Here is a 20,930-nt window from a genome sequence, read left to right as displayed (position 1 = left end):
GCCGGGGCAGAGCGACGGCCTTCACGGGCTGCTTGGGCCAGTTCAGCGTTCGCGTAGCGCAAGTCATACGGGAACGTGGACTCCGACGCGCCCTCTCGGCGGAGGAGCTGACTGGGAGTCGTGCGGACAGTTCGGGACATCAGGAGCCTCCGTAAGGCCCTCCGGGCTCTCCAGAGGTACCTACGGCGGGTGCGTAGTGGTCAGCACGACCCAGCTCCCTTCGTCGAGTAATCGTCAAGAGTTGTGGATCGGCTGATCTTGCCGCTCACGAGAGATCATTTCGCCGGGAGGGTGTGGGCGTAGCTAAGACCCCGGCGCACCCAGGCGGCCAGGTGTGGGGAGATTGCGCAGGTTCGGGAGTTCACGGTGATCCAGCCACGCATCGGCCGGCCGCGCATGACCGTCGTCGTTGCGCCGGGCTCGGTGAGCATCTCGTCGTGTTCGGCAGGGGGTACCCGGACCATGAGTCCCCCCTCGCCGCGTGCGACGACGGCCATGTTGCCTTTCACCATCCAGGCCAGCCCGCCGAACATGCGCCGCTCGGTCATGCCGGGCCGGCTACCGATGATCTCCCGTATCCGGTCGGCCAGCGCCTCGTCGTACGCCATGATGCGACCTCCTCATTCCGCTCGGTATGGTCACTCGTTGACCGGCGCCTGCTGTTGGCTGAACGCGATGAACGGTGTGCGGTCGAACACGAACCGGTTGTAGACGATCTTGCCGTTGCTGACCGTGACGCACTCGGCCGCCGGTGCGCTCTTTGCGGGGATGGTCTCGGTGTCGTACATGAGCAGCGCTGTGCTGTCGTCCCCGAATGCGGCGATCAGCTCGGCCCTGATCAAGAGCTGCCCGGCGAAGGGCGCCAGGAACTCCCGGTAGACGTCGATGCCCTGGATGCGCCCGGACGGCGCGTCGCATACGACGTCCTCGGCGAGGTAGCTCATCGCCAGGTCGAGGTTCTTGCCGGTCCAGGCGCGGTGGTGGGCGAGTGCGATCTGCAATGCTGGGCTGGTCATGATGTTCTCCTTCGGTAGTCAGTCACGGGTACTGACACCGGCCCGGCACGAAACGGAACGTGGTGTGACGCAGGTCACGTTCGAGGGGATGGTCCGGGCGCACCGGCGCGAGCTGCTGCTGCACTGCTACCGGCTGTTGGGCTCGCTGACCGATGCGGAGGATGTGCTGCAGGAGACGCTGCTGGCGGCCTGGCACGGCCTGGACGGCTTCGCCGGCCGGTCGTCGGTACGGACGTGGCTGTATCGCATCGCCACTCGCCGGTGCCTCAATGCGCTGCGCGAGCGCGGCCGACGGATCCCGCCCGCGCCGACCCCGCCGTTTTCACCGCCCCCGCACAGCCGCCACGGCGACACGACGTGGCTGCAGCCGTTTCCGGACGTGCTGCTGGAGCACCTGCCCGACACTACGCCCGGACCTGAGGCTCACTACAGTGCCCGGGAGGCGATCGAGCTGGCGTTCATCGCCGCGCTGCAGCGCCTGCCGACCCGGCAGGCCGCCGTACTGGTGCTCTGCGACGTGCTCGGCTACCCGCTCAGTGAGGCCGCGGCGATGCTGCAGACCACCCCGACCGCGACCAAGGGCTTGCTGCAGCGGGCCCGGGCCGCCGTGGCCCGACACCGGGCCGATCACACCTCCCCGGGTCGCGGTCAGGCCCCCGCCCCTGGATCCGCACGGGAACGTGCCCTGGCCGACCGTTTCGCCGAAGCCTTCACCGCCGACGACATCGACGCCCTGATCGCCCTGCTCACCGACGACGCGTGGCTGGCCATGCCTCCCGCCCCGCACGAGTACCACGGCGCCGCCGCGATCGCCGACTTCCTGCGGGCCAGCACCGCGTGGCGCCAGGGCGCCGGCCTGGGCATACGGCTGCGCGCGATCCGGGCCAATGGGCAGCCGGCGTATCTGTGCCACCACCCCGACAACGACACCACCGAACAACCCGCCGGACTGATCGTCCTCACGCTCACCGGCGACCGCATCAGCGGCATCACAAGGTTCCTCGACAACCACCTGCAGCACCACATCGAGCACCTGATCGCCGATCCGAACCCGGCAGATGCCTGATCGTCCCAGCACCCCGGCTCCGCCTCTGCCCCGCCCACAACGACTCCCGGAAACGCCGCGCCAAGGCGTGGGTCGCCATCCGGGCGCATCTTGGTGTCCTCGGCGTTCGTGTGCACGTGACCGGCCATGCCGAGCGTCTCGGCGGTGGCGACGTGACCGGGGGTGTCGTCGATGAAGAGGACCTCGGCGGGGTCGGCACCGATGCGTTGGAGAGCGACCGTGTAGATGCGTGGGTCGGGATTGGCGTATCCGACCTCGCAGGGCAGGACGATGGTGTCCACGATGTCCAGAAGTCCGCCGTTCGACATTCGGGGGCGCTTCTGCGGCCAGGTGTTGCTGACGATCCTGTCTTCGCCGTACCGCGGAGGCAACACAGGCTCCCTAGCCGGATGCCCCATTCGGTGGCGGCTGCGGCCAGGTGGTCCGGGACGAGTACCCCGCCGATATCGATCAGGATCGCCCGGCCAGCGGGCGAACAACTGCCGGGACGCGCGGGTCGATTGAGGTGCGTCATGCGGCGAGGTCTCCGGGGCGTTCGACGAGATGGCCGTTGTCGAACTGGGCGCCGGCGCGGACCAGGGCGACGAGGTGGGGTGCAGTGACCGCGCGCCACCGGGCCTGGGCGGACTCGACGAGCTTGAAGACCATCGCGAAGGCTGCGGCCGGGCTGCCGGCACCGCGGGTGACCTTGGTGCGGAGCTCGACTCCCGAAGACCGATCCACAAGTCCTGAGCATTGCTCCTTCGTCGCGCGGAACGATCTACCAGCAGCACAGCAGTCGCGCGGAGATGCGGAAGCCGAGGTTTTCCGCTCGCCCCTACTACCGGGTCAAGCCGCTCCAAGATCCTTCACGGAACTGCGGTTTTTCCCGACCTATGAACGTGGCCCAGCACGCTCTCCGAGAGGTCCTGCACCGAGGCCGGCCCAGCCCGCCCAGGGCGCATGCCCGTTCCGCGTGCGCACCGCAGCGCCCCGCTCAGAGCGGAGACGTCGCAGGGGGACGGGTCACGTCTCCACCCAGCTGTGGAGGGTGTCGCTGGTGTGCTCGATCTCCTCCATGAGGCGGGTGGCCTCGACGACCAGGACGCCGTAGGGCCGGGTGGGGTCGGCCAGTGGCAGAGACCGTGCCTCGGCTTCGTCGGCGACCTCTCGGCGTCGTGCTTGCGCAGCGCGGACCAGCTCGGCCAGCTCCTGTGTCCGCCGGCTCAGGTTCGTCTCGTCCAGGGTGCTCAGCGCGAGGGCGGTCTCGGAGATGGCTTCGAGGAAAGCCGCGTACCGGTCCAGGAAGTGGCGGTACCGGCAGTCGTTCTCCTCTTGTTGCCACTGGTCGAGACTCCGGCTCAGGGAGGCCAGTTGGTACAGGGTCCGTTCCAGGGCGTTCAGCACCGTCTCATACCCCTGGAAGGTCAGGTGTCCACGGTGGCGCCGCAGCAACCGTCGGGGGTTGTAGTAGGTGCTCTCCTTGGCGGTGTCCAGGCCGGACCTGGCCTCGGCGATGAGCCTGTCTGTCTGTACGGCGCGCTCACGCCACCGTGTGGTGGTGTCCGCTGTGGGCACACCGTCGCGCAGGGCGGGGTGCATGTCCGCGGTCAGGTGGTAGAGCGCGCGGGCGAGGATGCGGACGCTGTGTTCGGCGCTGCGGTGGCGCAGCGGTGGGGCGACGGTGACGTTGACCGCGGTGCCGATGACGCAGCCGATGAGGACCAGGAGCACGATCTGCCCGAGCTGCGTGATCCGGGTGATGTTGTCGGGGGCGCTGCTGTAGGTGGAGAACGCGAAGAACGCGGCCGTGGCCACCTGTGGTCCCTGCTCCCCCAGCATGCCCCAGCGCCCGATCGACAGAGCTATCACCGCCACCAGCACGAAGGTCAGCAGATCCGGTCCGGCGAGGAAACCGAGGGCGGCCTGCACAGCCACCCCGGCCGCGACCGCGCCGACATAGCGCAGAGACTGCTTCACGGACTGGTAGACCGTGACGTACATGATCATTACCGCGGAGAAGGGTGCGAACGCGGGCGACTGCGCGTCCAGAACGTAGTAGGAGACCACCCAGGCCAGAGTGGCCGCCAGGGTGCTCTTGCCGATCAGCAGCAGGGTGTGACGCTCGAAGGCCGCGTAACGCACGGCCCGCCACCACCACCGCCTCACCCGTACACGCCACCCCGGCGACTCCTGAGCATCCGTCTCACCAGCAGCCATATCCAGACCACTCTCTTCCCGTTTCCCTGCCGGACGCACCGGACCGCTGACACATCGGCTCCGACAGCGCGGCGACCACCGCTCGGCGGGCAACGATCTGGACCGTCGTGCTCCGCACCGCCCTGGCGAATGCCCCACCTCAGCCCGCTCATCCCCACTCGTTCACGTCTTGGAGAACAGCAGGCGCACCAGACACAACGACGTCCCGGCCGCCTTGTTTCGCAGCCGTCGCCTCAGGTCGTCCCCGTACACCGCTGCCTGGGACGCGACCGGACCTTGACCACCTGCCGGCGCCGTCGCCGGGGCGCCGCGTCGCTCGCCGGGCGGGGCGCCCGCCCACCGATCCTCGGATGTCACCGTGCCGTGCCTCAATGCCTCGTTCAGCAGCAAGACCACCCGGGGGCGTGGACGGCGTGCTGTGAGGTGCTCAGGCCGGCCTTGGCGTCGCCGGCGCCGTACGCGTCGTCGCCCAGTCCCGGCGTTCCGGCGACCAGCACGGCGTCGAACTCGACGGAGCGGGCGATGGCTGTAGGTGCGCTGCACCGTCAGCGCTCCGCCCGCGGCGTCGGGCTTTCCGCCCACCGATGCCATGACGAGGGGCACCATGCCTGCCTGGAGCAGGGCCTCGCGTATGGCGTGTACGCCGTCCAGGTCGCCGTCGGGCCCGGTGACGATCCCGATCACCCGCCCGTCCGTCGGCCAGGTGTGACCGGCCTGCGAGAGCGTCGGGCTGGGCTGGGCTGGAGGGCGACCGGCGGGACGGTGCGTTCGGGCACCGGCAGGCCGAGAACCGCGAACGAGCGGTCGCCCAGGCCGGATTGACCGTCGTGCCAAGGGGTACTCCGAGGCTCTTCTCAGACAGGCCCGCCGGGCCGATGGCCGAAAGGAGAGCCGTGCCGGACCAGAAGGTGCAGAACGTCTTCGTGATCGGGCTCGACGAAAGTAATCTGCCGACGCTCCAGGAGGTCCCGGGAGCCGACTCCCTGCGCTTCCACCCCCTGCTGACGATCGAGGAACTCCAGCTCGGCGAGGTGGAGCTGCCCGCTCTGATCGAAAAGGCCCAGGGTGTGCTGGACGCCTTCGAGGGGAGCATCGACGCGATCGTCGGCTACTGGGACTTCCCGGTCAGTACCCTCGTCCCGATTCTGAGCGAGCGCTACGGCACGCGGAGCACCAGCCTCGCGTCGGTGGTCAAGTGCGAGCACAAGTACTGGAGTCGGCTGGAGCAGCAGAAGGTCACGGACCGGCACCCGCGCTTCGGCCGGGTCGACCTGGCGGCCGATCCGCCGCGCCCGCCCCAGAACGTCAAGTTCCCCATGTGGGTCAAGCCCGCGCTGTCCTACTCCTCCGAACTCGCCTTCGGCGTCGAGAACGAGGAGGAGTTCCAGGCGGCCGTCGCCGAGATCCGCGAGGGGATCGCCCGGATCGGCCGCCCCTTCGAGCACATCCTCGAACGCGTCGATCTGCCGCCGGAGATGGACGGTGTCGGTGGCCAGGTCTGCCTGGCGGAGGACACGATGTCAGGCTTACAGGTCGCCGTGGAGGGCTACGTCCACCACGGCGAGGTGACGGTCTACGGGGTCCTGGACTCCATCAACTACCCGGACACCGCCTGCTTCCTGCGCCATCAGTACCCCTCGACGCTGCCGCCGCCGGTCATCACGGAGCTGCACGACGTCACCGAGCGGGTGATGCGGCGCATCGGCCTCGAATCGGCCACCTTCAGCATCGAGTACTTCTACGACCCGCGGACCCAGGAGATCAACCTGCTGGAGATCAACCCCCGGCACTCCCAGTCGCACGCGGAACTGTTCCAGTACGTCGACGGCGTACCCAACCACCACTGCATGCTCAGCCTCGCCCTCGGCGAAGACCCCCGCATGCCGCACCGCGAAGGCCCGTACGCGATGGCGGCGAAGTGGTACCACCGCTGGTTCACCGACGGGGTGGTACGCCGCGTGCCCGGGCCGAAGGACATCGCCCGGATAGAGCGGGAGATCCCCGGTGTACGCATCGACGTGATCCCCGAGGAGGGCGGCAGGCTCTCGGACCTCCCCCAACAGGACAGCTACAGCTACGAGTTGGCGCACATCTTCACCGGCGGGGCGGACGAGGAGGAACTGCGGGAGAAGTACGACCACTGTGTGGCCGCCCTGGGCCTCACCTTCGACGACATTCCGCGAGAGTAAGGAGCACCTCGGTTCTATGCGTTACGTGAGCAACCTGCCGTACGCGACCAAGGAAGAACAGCACGTCACGATCCCCATGTCGGACGGTGTCCGTCTCTCCGCGCACATCTGGCGTCCCACCTCCTCGGACGACGAGCCCGTGCCCGCGGTCCTGGAGTACATCCCGTACCGCAAGCGCGACCTCACGGCCGTACGCGACTCGGTGCACCACCCGTATCTCGCCGGACACGGTTACGCCTGCGTCCGCGTCGACCTGCGCGGCACCGGCGAGTCGGAGGGCGTGCTGCGGGACGAGTACCTGGAACGGGAGCAGGCCGACGCGGAGGAGGTCCTGGCCTGGCTGGCGGAGCAGCCCTGGTGCGACGGCGGTACGGGGATGATGGGCATCTCCTGGGGCGCTTTCGCCGCGCTTCAGGTGGCGGCTCGCAGGCCGCCGAGTCTGAAGGCCGTCGTCATCGCGTCCTTCACCGACGACCGGCACGCCGACGACATGCACTACATGGGCGGCGCCCTGCTGTCGGACAGCCTGGCCGAGGCGGGCACCATGTTCGCCTACGCCACCTGCCCGCCCGACCCCACCGTGGTCGGCGACCGCTGGCGCGAGATGTGGCACGAACGGCTGGAGCACACCCAGCCCTGGGTCCTTCCGTGGCTGCGCCACCAGCGCCGCGACGACTACTGGCGGCACGCCTCGGTGTGCGAGGACTACAGCAGCGTACGGTGCCCGGTGCTCGCCTCCAGCGGATGGGCGGACGGCTATTCCAACGCCGTGACCCGGCTGCTCGGGCATCTGGACGTGCCCCGCAAGGGGCTGATCGGCCCCTGGTCGCACAAGTTCCCCCACCTCGGGGAGCCCGGGCCCGCCATCGGCTACCTCCAGGAGGTCGTGCGGTGGTGGGACCACTGGCTCAAGGACGTGGACAACGGCGTCATGGACGGTCCCATGCTGCAGGCGTGGATGCAGGACAGCGTGCCGCCGTCCACCGCGTACGAACAACGGCCCGGCCGCTGGGTCGGCGAGCCCGACTGGCCCTCCCCGCACATCCGCCCGCTCACGCATCGGCTCACCCGGCACCGGATCGAGCCGGCGCAGGACGCGACGCAGGAGACGGACACGACGGACGTGCGGAAGACGACCGACGGCGAGGCGATGACCGTGCGGTCACCGCTGTCCGTCGGCCAGTTCGCAGGCAAGTGGGCCTCGTACAACGCGCCACCGGACCTGCCCTACGACCAGCGCGAGGAGGACGGGGGTTCGCTCGTCTTCGACAGCGAGCCGCTGACCGGGCGGCTGGAGATCCTCGGCTCACCGAGCGTGGAACTCGACCTGTCGGTGAACGAACCGGTCGCCATGGTGGCAGCGCGCCTGTCCGACGTACACCCCGACGGGTCCGCGACCCGCGTCTCGTACGGCCTGCTCAACCTCACCCGCCGCGACAGTACGGAGTCCCCCGAGGCCCTGGAACCGGGCCGGCGCTACCGCGCCACCATCCCGCTGAACGGAGTGGCGCAGGCGTTTCCGCCGGGCCACCGCATCCGGCTCTCCCTCTCCACGTCCTACTGGCCCCTGGCCTGGCCGCCGCCCAAGCCCGCCCTGCTCAGCGTCCACGAGCATTCCAGCACGCTCACCCTGCCGGTCCGGCCGGTGGAGGAACCCGACGACATGCCGCCGAGCCCTTTCGGCGAACCCGAGGGCACACCGCCGATCGCCACCACCCAGGTGACGGCGCCCGAGGAACGCTGGGACGTCAGGCGAGACCTGATCGGCTACCGCTCCGAGCTGGAGATCGTGAAGGACCGGGGCACGGTCCGCTTCGAGGACATCGGCCTCGAAGCCGGCCTCCGCGCCCATGAACGCTACGTGGCCGTCGCCGACGACTTCACCTCGGTGCGCGGCGACTCCACCTGGACCATGCGGTTCCAACGCGACGACTGGGACGTACGGGTGGTGACGCACACCGAACTCAGCTGCGACGAGAGGGACTTCTACGTCGATGCCACTCTGGACGCGTACGAGGCCGACCGCCGGGTCTTCTCCCGTACCTGGAACGAGAAGGTGCCCCGCGATCTGCTGTAGAGCCTGAGGCGACCAGCCGGGCGGGACCCGGTGCGGTCCTCGCTCCCTCCCGGGCGCGCGTCCGGTCCAGAGCATGCGCAGGACGACGCGTTCGGCAGGGGCACGGGGCCGCCGCACGCGCCCTGGACACCGGGACGCGGCCATGCGGCGACCAGAGGGCCAGGGCAACAGCGGCCCGGCGGCCAGGCCGCCACGCCCCAGGCGAACGGACTCGCTCAGCCCGGTTCCAGGAAGCGCGTGCGGCCCCGTGGGCTCGCCCAGGAACGGACGGCGAGCCAGTTGGGCGCCGAAGCCGTCGGCCGCCCCTTACGTGTCCGGCGCCGGACAAGGGCTACGGGCCGGACGTGCATCACGACCGGCCCGCATGAAGACTGCGTGAGACCAGGTGCCCTCAGCTGCCGTCGAGTCGCGCACGCAGCAGCCGCTTACCCAGCTCGGCACCCTTGCGGCTGTCCGCCTGGGCCCTGCGGAACAGATCCACGACCTCGGTGTCCTTCTCGCGCTCGGCGTCCGCGATGTACTTCTCCAGGCGCAGCGCGTTTTTCAGGCACGCCTCGACATACCAGATCAGGTTGTAGTCCTTGTCCGGTATGCCCGTGGCGCGGCCTCTCTGTCGGCGGGTCCTCGCCCGTCGCCGCCGCCCGGGTACCCGCTTCGGCGCCGCCACACGCTACGGCCCGTCCGTGTCTCCCACCTGCCGGAAGGTGTGGACGGGGCCCACCTGGATACGCGGAGTCAAGGCACCTGAACCCCTCCGAAAGGCACACACACCATGGGCACCCAGAACCACGACGACGTCATGGGCGACGAGGTCTACCAGCCCGATGGGCCCGACAACCGGGAGGACGAGGGGATACTCGACCCGGAGGACACGCTCAACGAGCGGGGCAGCGACCCCTACGAGGAAGGCTGGTCGCCGCCCGAGCGCCCGCTCGGGGTCGAGCACCAGGGCACGACCGCGCGTGAGCAGCGCGAGGGCGAGAGCCTGGATCAGAGGCTTGCCGAGGAGCGCACCGATCCCGCGCTGGAGGAGTCCGGCGCGGACGACGGCATCGGGGACCTCCCCGGCGGGGAGGGCGAGCCACTGCCGGCCGAGGTGGGGGCGGACCGGGCGGGCCGCCTCGTGGCCCTGGACGAGGGTGCCCGCGAGGACGCGGAGAAGGACCTGTTCGCCGAGGACGTCGGCATCGACGGCGGTGCCGCCTCGGCGGAAGAAGCTGCCGTCCACCGGATACCGGATGACAACGACATGGCCCCGTAGCCCTCGCGGCTCGATCCGCCTTCGCGTACGGGAGGTTCTTCTTTCCGTACGCGAGGTCCTTCATGGGTTCCGGCCCCGCCCGACCGTCACCGCTTGCAGGTCACACCGCGGGTGAACGGCAGACCCCACACGTTCAGCGTCGACCACCGCTCGGTCCTCCTGGACGTGCTGCGCGAGAACCTCGATGCCCTCAGCACCCCCTCCGGGTAGCCGATGCCGCTGGTCCGGGACGAGATCCGTCAGCGGCTCACCGGTAACCTGTGCCGTTGCGGTGTGTACCCGACCATCGTCGAAGCCGTCGGGGAGGGGACCTCGCGAAATATCGAGGCCGGCTCTGGCGATGAATCAGGCTCGCTGTCACGATCAACAGCATGGATCAACTCGCCTGGGCAGGCATGGCGTTGGCGGCAGCCCTCGTCGTGTACGGCGTACTCGGCGCCGTCTGGTGGTCACGTGACCGGGCCGACCGCAAGGCGGCGGCACGGCTCGGCTCGCTGGAGATCGACCCGTACCACGCCGTCGCCACGGCGGGGCTGCCGCAGGACGCCGACCGGGCCGCGGCGGCCGAGCTGATCCGGAGCGGCATGGTGGCTGTAGACGCCGATGGTTTCCTCACCGTCACGGGACGGCGTGCCGTTCCGGCGCAGTCGCCGACCTACGGACCGGGACACCCGGTGCCGGTCGCGCTGCTGGATGCCCTCACACGCCACGACAACAGGTCGACCCTGCGCGCGCTCGTCAAGGACAAGCCGCTCGGAGCGGCCCGGGAGGCCTTCCTGCGCGCGGAGGACGCCAGGGTGTCCCGCTGGTCCGACCGCCGGAAAGACGGACTCCACTCCGTCGCCATCTCGATCGCGCTGTTGGTGGCCCTTTTCCACGCTGTCCAGGTCGTCTTCCTGCGGGACGCGCCGCATGGAGTGCTCAACACCGTGTTCGCCCTCTTCCTCCTCGTGATCCTCTGGCTGATGATCGCGGTACCCGTCTGCTGGTTCGTGCTGAGGTTCTGGCCGGGCCGCCGAGATCCCTTCCGCGAGCACTGCGCCCAACTGCCGCAGCATCCGGCCTTGGCGGCCCTCACTGAGCCACAGCGCGCGGGGTTGACCAAGAGCGTGCTCTACCGGGAGCCGTGGGAGGTCGAGAGAGACCGCTGGGTCGACGTGGACGCGCCCGGCGCCTTCTAGGGTCCCTCCGATGCAGGCCACCAGCCGGCCCGGGACATCCAGCGGGGCGCCGAAGGCGGTGGCCGGCGCGTAGCCGAGTTCGCCGCCCTCGTGGATCGTGCCCGGTACCGCCGGGGACAGGTGACTCGGGAATCCGCCGGGAGCACAGTAGCGACGGGACAGTTCGGTCAGCCCGCCGCGTTCCGGGCGAGCGTGGGATCGTATGCCTCGTGCGTCCCCTCCAGCCACAGGTTGGCGTGGTGGGCGGGAGCGCCGTGGCCAGGACCGGTCACCACCAGCGCGCCGCACTCGCCCCGGACGTCTTCGCCCATCACTGCCGCCGCGGCATGGCCTCGATGGCCGCGTCCCTGTTTGTCACTTGTTACGTCTGCCATCAGGGGTACTCGTGGGGCGCTGCCGGCTCGTGACCGCGCAACGCCCCACCCGTCCCCGACCTGGGAGCAACCGTGAAGGCACTGGTCATCAACCGCACTCTCAAGCGGTCGCCCGAGCCCTCCCCTGCCGAGGCGCCGGCCTCCGTGGTGGCGGAGCGGCTTACGGGGCACGGCGTGGGCGTGGATTCCGTACGGGCCGTCGATCTCGACGTCGCGCCCGGTGTGGTCACCGATGCGGGTGACGGCGACGCGTGGCCCCAGGTCCACGCCCGGTTGCCGGAATCGGAGATCCTGATCGGCTCCACGATTACCGGCCAGGCCCGGACGTACGGGTACCTCGGTCCGGGCCCCGGGCCCGACTGCCTGGAGGAGCAGCGGGGACGCGACTGGGCCCGCAGCACCGGGCGCACCCTGGCCGACAGCCACTTCGGCGCCGCGCGGGCACTGTCCCCGCGGCCGTTGCAGACGCGCGGCTGAGGAAGGCACCGATGACCACCGAAGCCCTCACCGCCGCCCCCGGTCTCCGCTGCTGGGTCCCCCGGGGCGTGTACGCCCCGCAGACCGACTCCCGGCTGCTGCGGCGGGCCCTGCACCGCGAACGGATCACGGCGGAGACGGATGTACTGGACCTGGGCACCGGAAGCGGAGTGCTCGCCGTGGAAGCGGCCCGGCTCGGTGGCCGGGTCACCGCGGTCGACATCTCCTGGCGGGCACTGGCCGCCGCCCGCTTGAACGCTCTGTTCAACGGACAGACCCTGCGCGTGCGCCACAGTGACCTGGCGACGGCCCTGCCCGGCCGCCGCTTCGACCTCGTGATCAGCAACCCGCCCTACGTGCCCTCTCCGAGCACCACTGCGCCCCGAGGCGCCGCCAGGGCCTGGGACGCCGGACGGCGAGGCCGTCTGCTGATCGACCGCATCTGTGACACCGCGCCGACACTCCTGCGGCCTGCGGGGAGGCTCCTGATCGTGCACTCTCACCTGTGCGGCACCGACACGACGCTGACCCGCCTGGAGACGGCCGGTCTCCGTGCGGAGGTCGTCGACCGGGCCCTGCTGCCCTTCGGCCGTGTACTGCGTTCACGACTCACCTGGCTGCGCGAGGAAGGGCTGGCAGCCGACGGGACGACGGAGGAACTGGTGGTGATCCGTGCCGAACACACCTGAACGCCCTCGCCGCGTCCGCGTCCAGCGCGACGGGCCCCTGCTCATCGAGGGGCCGGTCGAAGTGGTGGGCGAGGACGGCGAGGTGACGGTCTCTCACCGCTTCACGGTGGCCATCTGCACCTGCCGCCGCAGCCGCGTCTTCCCCTGGTGCGACACCAGTCATCGCCCACGCCGCAAACCGTCGGCGCCGGGCGGCGCCCACGCCGACGCGGAACCACGCCGCCCCCAGGAACCGGGGCGCGCACCAGAGGCGGGTCCCGCACCGGAACCGCGCCGCGCACAGGACGGTGGGGCCCCATGACCAGCTCCCTCTCCCGGCAGCAGTTCCGGCTCCGGCCGCCGCCGCTGCCCGAGCCGCGCGGACCGCTGTCCACCGCGGTGATCGCCCTGTTGCGGGGATCGGATCCGGGGCGGATGCCGTCGCCGGAGGACTGTTCCGCGTACGGCGACGACCTGCAACTCGCCCTCTACGTCCTCTACGAACTGCACTATCAGGGGTTCGAGGGCGTCCCGGACACCCTTGAGTGGGAGAGCGACCTGCTCGCCCACCGCGCTGCCATCGAGCACCGCTTCCTGGACGCACTGCGCAGGGACGTGCCCGTCGATGACACGGAAACGGCCGAGCAGGCGCTGGACGAACTCCAGCTCGAACCCGTCGGTGACGACGGCAGCGGCGTCTCGTACTTCCTCCGCGACGAAGGCAGCCTCGACCACCTGCGCGCCTACGCGGCCGTACGCTCGCTGTACCACCTCAAGGAAGCGGATCCGCACGCCTGGGTCCTCCCCCGGCTGCACGGCCGGGCCAAGGCGGCCATGGTCGCCGTGGAGTTCGACGAGTTCGGTGCGGGCCGTGCCGAGGAGATCCACGCCCAGTTGTTCGCCGACCTCATGGCAGACCTGCGGCTCGATCCGACGTACGGCCGCTACGTCGACGCCGCGCCGGCCGAGGCCCTCGCCACCGTCAACCTGATGTCCCTGTTCGGTCTGCACCGGGCGCTGCGCGCGGCGCTCGTCGGACACTTCGCCGCCGTCGAGGTGACCTCGTCCCCGGGCTCCCGCCGCCTCGCCGAGGCCATGCGCCGAGTAGGCGCAGGCCCGGCGGCCGTACGGTTCTACACCGAACATGTAACGGCGGACGCCGTGCACGAGCAGGTCGTACGGCACGACGTCGTCGGCGGGCTCCTGGAGAGCGAACCGCACCTGGACGCCGACGTGGTGTTCGGGATCCGCGCGACCGCTTATGTGGAGGACCGTCTGGCGGACAGGCTGCTCGGTGCCTGGCGCGCGGGCGCCACCGGGTTGCGCGGGAGTGTTCCGGCAGAAGGCGAGCGGCCCTCGCTCGGTTCGCCCCTCGGCGGTCTGCCGTCTGCGTCCCGCCCGGGTTGAGCCCTCGCGCTCGGCTGCCGGTGCGCCACCCATGTGCCCGGATTCCGTCGGCCGGGTGGCGTCCAGGGCAGTGGTGTACGGGTTCGACCTGATCAGAGGGTTAGCTCCGGCTGCTCCGCAAGGGGGCGCCCGGATGGCACTCTCGACTGGATCCGCTGTCAACTGCGCCTCTGTGCGGGACGCGTGGAGGGGCCTTGGTGCCGTACGGCACCAAGGCCCCGAAGGAACTGCTACACCATCTACCGGCTTTACTGCTGTGCTGGCCTTCTGTTTCCGCAGCCCCGACCGAGATGCTGTCGGGGGTGCTGGGATCGCGGTTGCTTGACCGGAGACCACCTCACTATCGATGTCCTGCGGTACCCGGGTTCGAAAACGGCCCGGGCGATCCTGATGGCGTTCGGCTCCTCCGTTCTTCCCTCTGGGCTCAACTGCTTACAAGTGGGGTACTGCGTACCGCTCCGCGGCCTGTCACAGCGCCGCTCTCCGGCAGCCAGCCCCGTCGCCCGTCCTGCGTCTGCTCTGGCTTGGAACCCCACTGCCGAACTTCCCGGTGCGCGCGTCCGCAGCCGACGCCTTCACCGAGGTGCTGCTCACTGACTTCACTGCTGGGTTCCGCGAACCGCACGGATGGGTACTGCCCCTTGCGGTCCGGCTCACGGCGGCCCCTGATCACTGCGGGCCGCCCGGTCCGGTCGTCAGTTCCGTCGCCGCCCTACAACCACTCTGGCTTCGAAACTCCACCACCGCACCGCCCTGCGAACTACATCCTTCTGTCTTGCTCTGCCCGGCAGTTCGTGTCTGTCGGGCCCTGCTGTCTCTCTGAGCTACGAGAGAACCATAACCACGCCCACACCCCAATGTCTACTTCAACAAAGATAGATTTCCGCGTGCTCGACAGTGAGGCAATCGACCTCGAACAGCACCGAAGCCAAGGGTGCCGAATCAGGCATGGACCACATCGACGCGTCTTCTGATCAGGTGTCAGGGAGCGCCCCAGGTCACCGGGAGGGCGCGCAGGCCGTAGACGATGTTGTCCTGGTTGTAGGTGAGTTGGTCCGGGGGGACGGCCAGGCGGAGGCCGGGCAGGCGGCGCAGGAGGGTGGTGAGGATGATCTGGAGCTCGACGCGGGCCAGGGTCTGGCCCAGGCACTGGTGGATTCCGTAGCCGAAGGCCACATGCCGGCGGGCGTCCCGGGTGAGGTCGAGGTCGTCGGGGGCGGTGCACTCGGCGGTGGGGGCGAAGAGGCCCTCGTCCCGGTTGGCCGTGGACAGCATGCAGATCACGCCGTCGCCCGCCGGGATCGTCACCTCGCCCACGCGCACGGTCTCGGTCGCCGCGCGGCCCAGGCCCAGGTGGATGATCGTGAGGTGGCGCAGGAGTTCCTCCACCGCACCGCGGACCAGGTCGGGGTCCGCGCGCAACAGGTCCCTCTGGTCGGGGCGGCGCAGCAGGGCGAGCACGCTGACGGCCGTCATGTTCGCGGTGGATTCGTGACCGGTGACCAAGAGGAGGAAGCCGAGCGACGCCGTCTCCTGGGGGGTCAGGTCGTCGCGGGCGGCGAGCCGGCTGAGGATGTCGTCCGCGGGGTGGTGGCGCTTGTGCTCGGCCAACTCGGCCAGATACCCCATGAGCCGGGTGTGGGCCCGCTCCGCGTCCGGGCGGGTCGTGCGGTTGTCGAGGAGGGTGCGGCTGAGCGACTGGAACAGGTCGTGGTCCTCGTACGGCACGCCGAGCATCAGGCAGATGACCAGGGAGGGGATGGGCAGGGCGAAGTCGGCGACCAGGTCGCCCGACGTACGTCCCTCGGTCATGCGGTTCACGGCCTGGTCGACGATGTCCTGGATGCCCGGGCGCAGTTCCTCGATCCGCCTGACCAGGAAGTCCTTGCTGACCATGCGGCGCAGCCGGGCGTGTTCGGGGTCGTCCATGCGGATGAAACTCGGCTTGGCGGTGGCCAGTTCACGCTGGCCGGCCGAGAGGAAGGGGAAGCCCGGCGTGCGCGCGTCGGCACTGAACCGGGCGTCCGCCAGCACGGCCCGGACCTCGTCGTAGCCGGTGACCAGCCAGCACGCGGTGCCGTCCGGCAGCGCGGCACGGGTGACGGCGGCCTGGCGGGCGGCGGCGGTGTAGGCGGGCGGCGGGTCGAAGGGGCAACCGCCGTAGGGGGCAGGGAGGTTGAGGGAGGTGGCGACGGTCATGGGCGGGCTGTCTCCTGGTGGTGAGTCAGGGTCGGTGTCACGGGGCGCCGGTGAGCGCGATGGCGCCGCTGGGGCACAGGTCGGCGGCGAGGCGCACTTCGGAGGCGTATCGCGGGTCCGGCTCCGCCACGAGCAGGGTGACCCGGCCGTCCGTCTCGTCCTGTTCGAACACCTCCGGCGCCGCACCGACGCACTGGCCCGCGCTGCAACAGCGCTCGCGGTCCAGGACCACGGCGAGAGACAGTCGCCGGGGCGCGCTGTCGGAGGGTGTCCGCAGGGCGTTGAGGGTGGTGCACATGGTGGAGGTCTGGCCGGTCAGGACGAGCAGTTCGACCAGTTGGTCGGGGCGCAGCGCCTCGGCCAGCTGGCTCCACAGTCCGTCGGGGACAGGGGCGTTGGCGGCCAGCAGGTCGGCTGTCTCCAGCAGGGCGCGTTCCTCCACCGGCCAGGGGTGGGTGTCCAGGTCGGCCGCGGTGGCGTCGATCTCCGCCGCGGTCAGTCCGGCGTCCGCGGCCGGTGTCCGGTGCCGCCGGTGGACGTATGGCGCGTCGAGCCGGTGGGCGACGCGCAAGATGATCAGCTCGCGCCTGCGGTGACCGAGGGTTCCCTCGTGGGTGAGGACGCGGGCCAGGGAGAGCCAGGCGTGGGCCAGTACGGGGTGGTGGGCGAGGGTGCCGAACAGGTTCTCCCGGCCGGGACCGTCCTGGTGGGAGTCGGCGAGGAGGGATCGCAGGGCCGGTGGCCAGAGGGAGGGCGGGAGGGGAGCGATGCGGGGCGGAGTCGTGGTCATGGCGCTTTCCCGTTCGTACGGTGCCGGGCGTTCAGGGGCTGTGGTGGGTCACCAGCGGCAGAGGACCACTCCCGCGCTGGCTCCGCTCGCGAAGCCGAACATGCCCACCAGATCGCCGCGTTGCAGTCGCCCGCTGTCGAGGGCGACGGCCAGTTGGAGCGGGATGGTGTTGGTCGCCACGTTGCCGTGGGTGGGAAAGGTGGCCAGGATCCGGCCCGGGTCCACGCCCACCCAGTCACAGACGACCTTGGTGAACGGCACCGACGGCTGGTGCACACAGACGAGGTCCAGGTCCTCGCCCTCGACGCCCAGTTCCTTCAGCGCGCCCCTTACCTTGCCGGGCAGCCCCTCGAAGGAGCCCACCAACTGGGCGGAGTCGATGCGGAGATGGCCGAGCTTGCGGTGCTGGGCGTAGGGGTTGGGGAGGGTCGCCGCCCGCCAGCCCCAGGAGTTGGCGAAGAAGCGGGAGCCGAGGATGCCGGGCCTCTCCCCCGCCTCGACCAGCAGGGCCGAGCCCATGTCTCCGGTGCTGAGGCTGGGCAGCGCGGTCAGCAGGTCGGCGGGGTCGTCGATCTGCCATCGGCTCTCCCGGGTGCTGACCTCGGCGGTGGTCACCAGCACCCGGCGGTACTGGCCGCCCCGGACGAACGCGTCGGCGACCTCCAGGGCGTTGAGGACTCCGTTGCAGGCGTTCTTCAGGTCGAAGACGGGACAGCCCAGGCCCAGCTTGTCGGCCACGACATGGGCGGTGGCCGGCTCTTCCATGTCGGCGAGGATGCCCGCGTACAGCAGCAGGTCCACTTGGCCCGGATCGATGCCGGTCTCGGTGAGCAGGCGCCGGGCCGCGTGCACGGCGAGGTCGGAGGGCTGCTCCTGGTCGTCGGCCACGGTGCGCTCGGCCAGGCCGTACATGCGCTGGAGGACTCCGCGGGACAGCGGTACGGCGGGACTGGCCGCCCGGAATCGGTCTTCCGTCGCGGTCACGCTCTGCCGTCCCTCGGGGATGTGGACGGTGGCGTGAACGATGGAGCTGTGAACGGTCATTGATCAGTCCTCGGTGGTGAAGAGCAGCACCACGTTGTGTCCGCCGAACCCGAAGGAGTGGCTGACGGCAGTCCGGACGCACTGCTCGCGGGGCTTGCCCGTGACGCAGTCCAGGTCGAAGGGGAGGTTGTCGGCGGTGAGATTGGCGATCGGCGGCACGAGGGAGCGATGCAGGGTCAGAGCGGTGAGCGCCGCCTCGATCGCGCCCGCCGCGCCGAGGCTGTGCCCGAGCACCCCCTTGGCTGCGGTGACAGCGGGCCGGTGTGGCAGTACCCGGCTGATCAGCGCCGCCTCGGTGAGGTCGTTGAGCGGTGTCGAGGTGCCGTGCGCGTTGACGTGGTCGACGTCCGCCGGGCGCAGGCCCGCCTCCGCGAGCGCGGTCCGCAGCGCCGCCTCCGCGTGAACTCCCCCTGGGGCCGGGGCGGTCGGGTGGTGTGCGTCGGAGGTGAGACCGGCGCCCGCGAGCCGGGCGTACCGGCGCTGTCCACGGGCCCGCGCGTCCGCCTCCCGCTCCAGGACGAGTACGGCGGCGCCCTCGGAGATCACGAAGCCGTCCCGGTCCGCCGCGAACGGCCGGGAGGCCGCCCCGGGGTCGTCGACGCGGGACGAGAGCGCCCCCATCCGCTGGAAGCCGGATGTGATCACCGGGGTGACGGCCGCCTCCGCGCCGCCGGCCACCGCGATGTCGCACAGCCCGGCCAGCAGCAACTGGCGCGCCGTGGCCAGGGCGCTGGCGCCGGAGGCACACGCCGTCTCCGTGGCCAGCGAGGGGCCGCGGGCGCCCAGGTCCAACAGCACCTCTCCGGCTGCCATGTTGGGGATCAGCATGGGCACGAGGGCGGGCGAGACGAGTTCGGGGCCGCCCTGGTGGTGGCGGAGCGTCTGCTCCTCCAGGTGCGCGGCTCCGGCCAGGCCCGAACCGATCACGACGGCGACCCGTGCACCGTCCCAGTGGGCGGGGTCGAGCCCGGCGTCGGCGACGGCCTCGCGCGCCGCGAGCACGGCGAGTTGGCTGAAGCGGCCCATGCGCCAGGCCTTGCCGCCGCCGATGCGGGCCTGTTCGGGGGTCATTTCAGGGATGCGGCAGGCGACGTCGACGACGCAGCCCTTGAGTTGGGGGTCCGTGGCCGCGACGGAAAGCCCTCGCAGGATCCCCTCCCATGTCGCCTCACGGCCGACCCCGGCCGGGGTGATGAGCCCCAGGCCGGTGACGGAGACAGGTGCGCACGGTGCCGTCATCACGCCCGCTTTGCGTTCAGCGCGGCGACGAGTTCACCCACGGTGCTGTGCTTGGCGGCCTCTTCCTCGGCGACGGGGACACCCAGTTCCTCCTGGAGGGCCAGGGCGAGTTCGGCGAGCGCGAGGGAGTCGAGGTCGAGACTCTCCAGGGTGGCCTCCGGGTGGATGCTCTCGGGGCTGACCTCGAACTTCTGGGTGAGGACGGCGGTTACGGCGTTCTGGACGGGGGACATGGGCGTTTCCTTTCGGTGGGGTGAGGGGAGCATTGGAATCGGGGCGCTCACCCTGTTTGTCGGACAGGGAGCAGCCAGGACGTTCGAGAAGAGGACCGGCGAGTCTCAGGCGATCGGGAGGCGCATGGCCGGCCCGGCAGCGTCGACGCGCGGCACGGCCGGCAGCTCCGGCCACACCAGAACCGCCGATCCCCAGGTGAGGCCGGCACCGAAGGACGTCAGCAACACCCGCTGCCCGGCGTGCAGTTCGCCCCGCGCGGCGGCGTCGGCCAGGGCCAGCGGGATGGAGGCGGCGCCGGTGTTCCCGACCCGCGCGATGTTGGTGACGTGCCGGTCGTCGGGTACGGGGATGCGGTCGCCGACGGCGGACAGGATGCGCGCGTTGGCCTGATGGGCGCAGAACCGGTCCACGTCCTGGGCCGTCCAGTCCGCACGCTTGAGCACGGTGTGGGCGGACTGCGTCATGCGGGTCACCGCGTGCTGGAACACCTCACGCCCCCGCATACGGAAGTAGCGGTCGTCCGGGCCGTAGTCGTCGGGGCGGGAGCGCTCCAGCGCGCCGCCGCCGGGCACCTGGATCAGGTCGTGTCCCGAGCCGTCGCTGCCGAGGTCCAGCGCCAGCACGCCGCCCGGCTCGTCCCGCTCGCCGCGGCGCAGGACGGTCGCCGCCGCACCGTCACCGAACACGATTCCGGCGGAACGGTCCTGCGGGTCGAGCAGGGTCGAGTACACCTCGGCGGCGACCAGCAGGACACGGTCGGCACACCCCGAGGTCAAGGCCCCGACGGCGGTGGCGAGACCGTAGACGAATCCGCTGCACGCGGCGGACACGTCCCAGGCGGCCGCTCCGCCGAGCCCGAGGCGGGTGGCCAGCCGGGGCGCCATGGCCGGCATGGGCCGGTCCGGTGTGGAGGTGGCGACAATTACGGCGTCCACCAGTGGATCACCGGCGACCGCCAGCGCCCGGCCGGCCGCCTCCAGGGCGAGATCACCGGTGGCCACCCCCGGTGCCGCGCGGCGCCGCTCGCCGATGCCGGTGCGTCGGCGGACCCAGGCATCGTCGACACCCCACGCGGCGGGCAGGTCATCGTTCGCCACCGCGTCCGGAGGGACGAAACCGGCGATGCCCTCCAGGACAGCCGCCTGCGGCGTCTTCAAGAGGGGGCCTGCGCAAGGAGATCGGAAAGTCACACACGCCTCAATGAGAATTGATCTTGGAAGAGCGGCACGACTGTAGACCGGACCAAGATCCGTTCCCGGTGGAACGTGATCCGAACACATGAGCCGTTCAGCCGGAACTCCCACAACGTCCCAGTTCAGTCGGCATGGTGCGGAAACGTTACGGCCGTTGGGCCATCAGTGGATCACTCGAAGGAGGGCCCTTGAGGACGACCGTTCGACAATGGCCGGCACGCGACTCGCGAGAACCTCTGGCACGGTGGCGGCGTGGCAGGACCGTGGTGAGGCAGGAGTCGTCGGGCCGTGGGCGGCGCACGGTCGGGCGGCGTCT

Annotated in this window: 20 protein-coding genes and 4 pseudogenes; 10 read left to right on the top strand and 14 right to left on the bottom strand. The window is 70.4% G+C overall.

Annotation, left to right across the window (positions count from 1 at the left end; all coding sequences use genetic code 11):
• Window positions 1-275: 275 nt before the first annotated feature.
• A complete protein-coding gene (locus ACZ5VD_RS31930) occupies window positions 276-608 on the bottom strand; it encodes a TfoX/Sxy family protein (RefSeq protein WP_468552539.1) in 333 nt (110 codons plus the stop codon).
• 30 nt (window positions 609-638) lie between these two features.
• Entirely contained in the window at window positions 639-1,016 is a 378-nt protein-coding gene (locus tag ACZ5VD_RS31925) for a nuclear transport factor 2 family protein (protein ID WP_386341190.1), read from the bottom strand.
• Between ACZ5VD_RS31925 and ACZ5VD_RS31920 the strand changes: the two genes are divergently transcribed.
• Window positions 1,015-2,082 (top strand): RNA polymerase subunit sigma-70, encoded by a 1,068-nt coding sequence (locus ACZ5VD_RS31920; RefSeq protein WP_468684170.1) that lies wholly within the window; start codon window positions 1,015-1,017, stop codon window positions 2,080-2,082. The two genes, ACZ5VD_RS31925 and ACZ5VD_RS31920, sit on opposite strands and share 2 nt — an antisense overlap.
• Before the next feature lie 134 nt (window positions 2,083-2,216).
• On the opposite strand, the pseudogene ACZ5VD_RS31915 reads toward ACZ5VD_RS31920, so the two are convergent.
• From ACZ5VD_RS31915 to ACZ5VD_RS31905, 3 genes and pseudogenes are all read right to left on the bottom strand, one after another.
• Window positions 2,217-2,390: pseudogene (locus ACZ5VD_RS31915) on the bottom strand (HAD-IA family hydrolase); the annotation flags it as partial.
• A 202-nt stretch (window positions 2,391-2,592) separates the two neighbouring features.
• Window positions 2,593-2,787, bottom strand: a pseudogene (locus tag ACZ5VD_RS31910) (IS256 family transposase); the annotation flags it as partial.
• Window positions 2,788-3,087: 300 nt separating this feature from the next.
• Complete coding sequence (locus ACZ5VD_RS31905; protein WP_468552540.1) at window positions 3,088-4,206, bottom strand: FUSC family protein; 1,119 nt, start codon at window positions 4,204-4,206, stop codon at window positions 3,088-3,090.
• A gap of 968 nt (window positions 4,207-5,174) precedes the next feature.
• Here ACZ5VD_RS31905 and ACZ5VD_RS31900 point away from each other — a divergent pair.
• Window positions 5,175-6,470: an ATP-grasp domain-containing protein gene (locus ACZ5VD_RS31900; protein ID WP_468684168.1), complete on the top strand. Its 1,296-nt coding sequence runs from the start codon at window positions 5,175-5,177 to the stop codon at window positions 6,468-6,470.
• A gap of 16 nt (window positions 6,471-6,486) precedes the next feature.
• Window positions 6,487-8,547, top strand: a complete 2,061-nt coding sequence (locus tag ACZ5VD_RS31895; protein ID WP_468684167.1) for a CocE/NonD family hydrolase — start codon at window positions 6,487-6,489, stop codon at window positions 8,545-8,547.
• A gap of 391 nt (window positions 8,548-8,938) precedes the next feature.
• On the opposite strand, the gene ACZ5VD_RS31890 is transcribed toward ACZ5VD_RS31895, so the two are convergent.
• Window positions 8,939-9,214 carry a hypothetical protein gene (locus ACZ5VD_RS31890; protein ID WP_468684165.1) on the bottom strand — a complete coding sequence of 92 codons (276 nt, stop codon included), beginning with the start codon at window positions 9,212-9,214 and terminating at the stop codon, window positions 8,939-8,941.
• A 105-nt stretch (window positions 9,215-9,319) separates the two neighbouring features.
• Between ACZ5VD_RS31890 and ACZ5VD_RS31885 the strand changes: the two genes are divergently transcribed.
• The 3 genes and pseudogenes from ACZ5VD_RS31885 (at window position 9,320) to ACZ5VD_RS31875 (ending at window position 10,989) form a co-directional block, all read left to right on the top strand.
• Window positions 9,320-9,808 carry a DUF5709 domain-containing protein gene (locus tag ACZ5VD_RS31885; RefSeq protein ID WP_468552544.1) on the top strand — a complete coding sequence of 163 codons (489 nt, stop codon included), beginning with the start codon at window positions 9,320-9,322 and terminating at the stop codon, window positions 9,806-9,808.
• Window positions 9,809-10,018: 210 nt separating this feature from the next.
• A pseudogene (locus tag ACZ5VD_RS31880) lies at window positions 10,019-10,109 on the top strand (2Fe-2S iron-sulfur cluster-binding protein); the annotation flags it as partial.
• A 70-nt stretch (window positions 10,110-10,179) separates the two neighbouring features.
• On the top strand, window positions 10,180-10,989 hold the full coding sequence (locus ACZ5VD_RS31875) for a hypothetical protein (protein WP_468684199.1): 810 nt from the start codon (window positions 10,180-10,182) through the stop codon (window positions 10,987-10,989).
• A 57-nt stretch (window positions 10,990-11,046) separates the two neighbouring features.
• On the opposite strand, the pseudogene ACZ5VD_RS31870 reads toward ACZ5VD_RS31875, so the two are convergent.
• Window positions 11,047-11,217: pseudogene (locus tag ACZ5VD_RS31870) on the bottom strand (phosphoketolase family protein); the annotation flags it as partial.
• Window positions 11,157-11,300, bottom strand: coding sequence for a hypothetical protein (locus ACZ5VD_RS31865; RefSeq protein WP_468684198.1), 144 nt, complete (start codon window positions 11,298-11,300; stop codon window positions 11,157-11,159). The pseudogene ACZ5VD_RS31870 and the gene ACZ5VD_RS31865, both read right to left, overlap by 61 nt.
• Window positions 11,301-11,435: 135 nt before the next feature.
• Here ACZ5VD_RS31865 and ACZ5VD_RS31860 point away from each other — a divergent pair, with 135 nt between their 5' ends.
• The 4 genes from ACZ5VD_RS31860 to ACZ5VD_RS31845 are packed head-to-tail and all read left to right on the top strand — an operon-like array spanning window position 11,436 to window position 13,915.
• Entirely contained in the window at window positions 11,436-11,840 is a 405-nt protein-coding gene (locus tag ACZ5VD_RS31860) for a hypothetical protein (RefSeq protein WP_468684164.1), read from the top strand.
• A gap of 11 nt (window positions 11,841-11,851) precedes the next feature.
• Complete coding sequence (locus ACZ5VD_RS31855; protein WP_468684163.1) at window positions 11,852-12,529, top strand: HemK2/MTQ2 family protein methyltransferase; 678 nt, start codon at window positions 11,852-11,854, stop codon at window positions 12,527-12,529.
• Window positions 12,513-12,830, top strand: coding sequence for a CDGSH iron-sulfur domain-containing protein (locus ACZ5VD_RS31850; protein ID WP_468684162.1), 318 nt, complete (start codon window positions 12,513-12,515; stop codon window positions 12,828-12,830). The genes ACZ5VD_RS31855 and ACZ5VD_RS31850 overlap by 17 nt, the downstream gene beginning before the upstream one ends.
• On the top strand, window positions 12,827-13,915 hold the full coding sequence (locus tag ACZ5VD_RS31845) for an iron-containing redox enzyme family protein (protein ID WP_468684161.1): 1,089 nt from the start codon (window positions 12,827-12,829) through the stop codon (window positions 13,913-13,915). The genes ACZ5VD_RS31850 and ACZ5VD_RS31845 overlap by 4 nt, the downstream gene beginning before the upstream one ends.
• A 981-nt stretch (window positions 13,916-14,896) precedes the next feature.
• On the opposite strand, the gene ACZ5VD_RS31840 is transcribed toward ACZ5VD_RS31845, so the two are convergent.
• The 6 genes from ACZ5VD_RS31840 to ACZ5VD_RS31815 form a co-directional block, all read right to left on the bottom strand.
• A complete protein-coding gene (locus ACZ5VD_RS31840; RefSeq protein WP_468684160.1) occupies window positions 14,897-16,114 on the bottom strand; it encodes a cytochrome P450 in 1,218 nt (405 codons plus the stop codon).
• 37 nt (window positions 16,115-16,151) lie between these two features.
• Window positions 16,152-16,904, bottom strand: a complete 753-nt coding sequence (locus ACZ5VD_RS31835) for a ferredoxin (protein WP_468684159.1) — start codon at window positions 16,902-16,904, stop codon at window positions 16,152-16,154.
• A 48-nt stretch (window positions 16,905-16,952) separates the two neighbouring features.
• The gene (locus ACZ5VD_RS31830; RefSeq protein WP_468552551.1) at window positions 16,953-17,948 is read right to left on the bottom strand and encodes a 3-oxoacyl-ACP synthase III family protein; all 996 of its coding nucleotides are present in this window, start codon (window positions 17,946-17,948) and stop codon (window positions 16,953-16,955) included.
• A 3-nt stretch (window positions 17,949-17,951) separates the two neighbouring features.
• Window positions 17,952-19,187, bottom strand: coding sequence for a beta-ketoacyl-[acyl-carrier-protein] synthase family protein (locus ACZ5VD_RS31825; RefSeq protein ID WP_468552552.1), 1,236 nt, complete (start codon window positions 19,185-19,187; stop codon window positions 17,952-17,954).
• Window positions 19,187-19,420, bottom strand: coding sequence for an acyl carrier protein (locus ACZ5VD_RS31820; RefSeq protein WP_468552553.1), 234 nt, complete (start codon window positions 19,418-19,420; stop codon window positions 19,187-19,189). The genes ACZ5VD_RS31825 and ACZ5VD_RS31820 overlap by 1 nt, the downstream gene beginning before the upstream one ends.
• A gap of 105 nt (window positions 19,421-19,525) precedes the next feature.
• Entirely contained in the window at window positions 19,526-20,611 is a 1,086-nt protein-coding gene (locus tag ACZ5VD_RS31815) for a beta-ketoacyl-ACP synthase III (RefSeq protein WP_468684158.1), read from the bottom strand.
• Window positions 20,612-20,930: the final 319 nt, after the last annotated feature.

It is taken from the genome of Streptomyces sp. NPDC032822 (assembly GCF_055578825.1).
The sequence above is the reverse complement of the archived record's forward strand: the minus strand, read 5'-3'. Positions and strand labels throughout refer to the sequence as shown.

What these genes read in the sequence shown, in the direction of transcription:
- ACZ5VD_RS31930 (WP_468552539.1), bottom strand. Translation starts at nt 608, where the DNA reads ATGGCGTACGACGAGGCGCTGGCCGACCGGATACGGGAGATCATCGGT.
- ACZ5VD_RS31920 (WP_468684170.1), top strand. Translation starts at nt 1,015, where the DNA reads ATGATGTTCTCCTTCGGTAGTCAGTCACGGGTACTGACACCGGCCCGG.
- ACZ5VD_RS31925 (WP_386341190.1), bottom strand. Translation starts at nt 1,016, where the DNA reads ATGACCAGCCCAGCATTGCAGATCGCACTCGCCCACCACCGCGCCTGG.
- ACZ5VD_RS31895 (WP_468684167.1), top strand. Translation starts at nt 6,487, where the DNA reads ATGCGTTACGTGAGCAACCTGCCGTACGCGACCAAGGAAGAACAGCAC.
- ACZ5VD_RS31885 (WP_468552544.1), top strand. Translation starts at nt 9,320, where the DNA reads ATGGGCACCCAGAACCACGACGACGTCATGGGCGACGAGGTCTACCAG.
- ACZ5VD_RS31875 (WP_468684199.1), top strand. Translation starts at nt 10,180, where the DNA reads ATGGATCAACTCGCCTGGGCAGGCATGGCGTTGGCGGCAGCCCTCGTC.
- ACZ5VD_RS31865 (WP_468684198.1), bottom strand. Translation starts at nt 11,300, where the DNA reads ATGGGCGAAGACGTCCGGGGCGAGTGCGGCGCGCTGGTGGTGACCGGT.
- ACZ5VD_RS31855 (WP_468684163.1), top strand. Translation starts at nt 11,852, where the DNA reads ATGACCACCGAAGCCCTCACCGCCGCCCCCGGTCTCCGCTGCTGGGTC.
- ACZ5VD_RS31845 (WP_468684161.1), top strand. Translation starts at nt 12,827, where the DNA reads ATGACCAGCTCCCTCTCCCGGCAGCAGTTCCGGCTCCGGCCGCCGCCG.
- ACZ5VD_RS31840 (WP_468684160.1), bottom strand. Translation starts at nt 16,114, where the DNA reads ATGACCGTCGCCACCTCCCTCAACCTCCCTGCCCCCTACGGCGGTTGC.
- ACZ5VD_RS31835 (WP_468684159.1), bottom strand. Translation starts at nt 16,904, where the DNA reads ATGACCACGACTCCGCCCCGCATCGCTCCCCTCCCGCCCTCCCTCTGG.
- ACZ5VD_RS31830 (WP_468552551.1), bottom strand. Translation starts at nt 17,948, where the DNA reads ATGACCGTTCACAGCTCCATCGTTCACGCCACCGTCCACATCCCCGAG.
- ACZ5VD_RS31825 (WP_468552552.1), bottom strand. Translation starts at nt 19,187, where the DNA reads ATGACGGCACCGTGCGCACCTGTCTCCGTCACCGGCCTGGGGCTCATC.
- ACZ5VD_RS31820 (WP_468552553.1), bottom strand. Translation starts at nt 19,420, where the DNA reads ATGTCCCCCGTCCAGAACGCCGTAACCGCCGTCCTCACCCAGAAGTTC.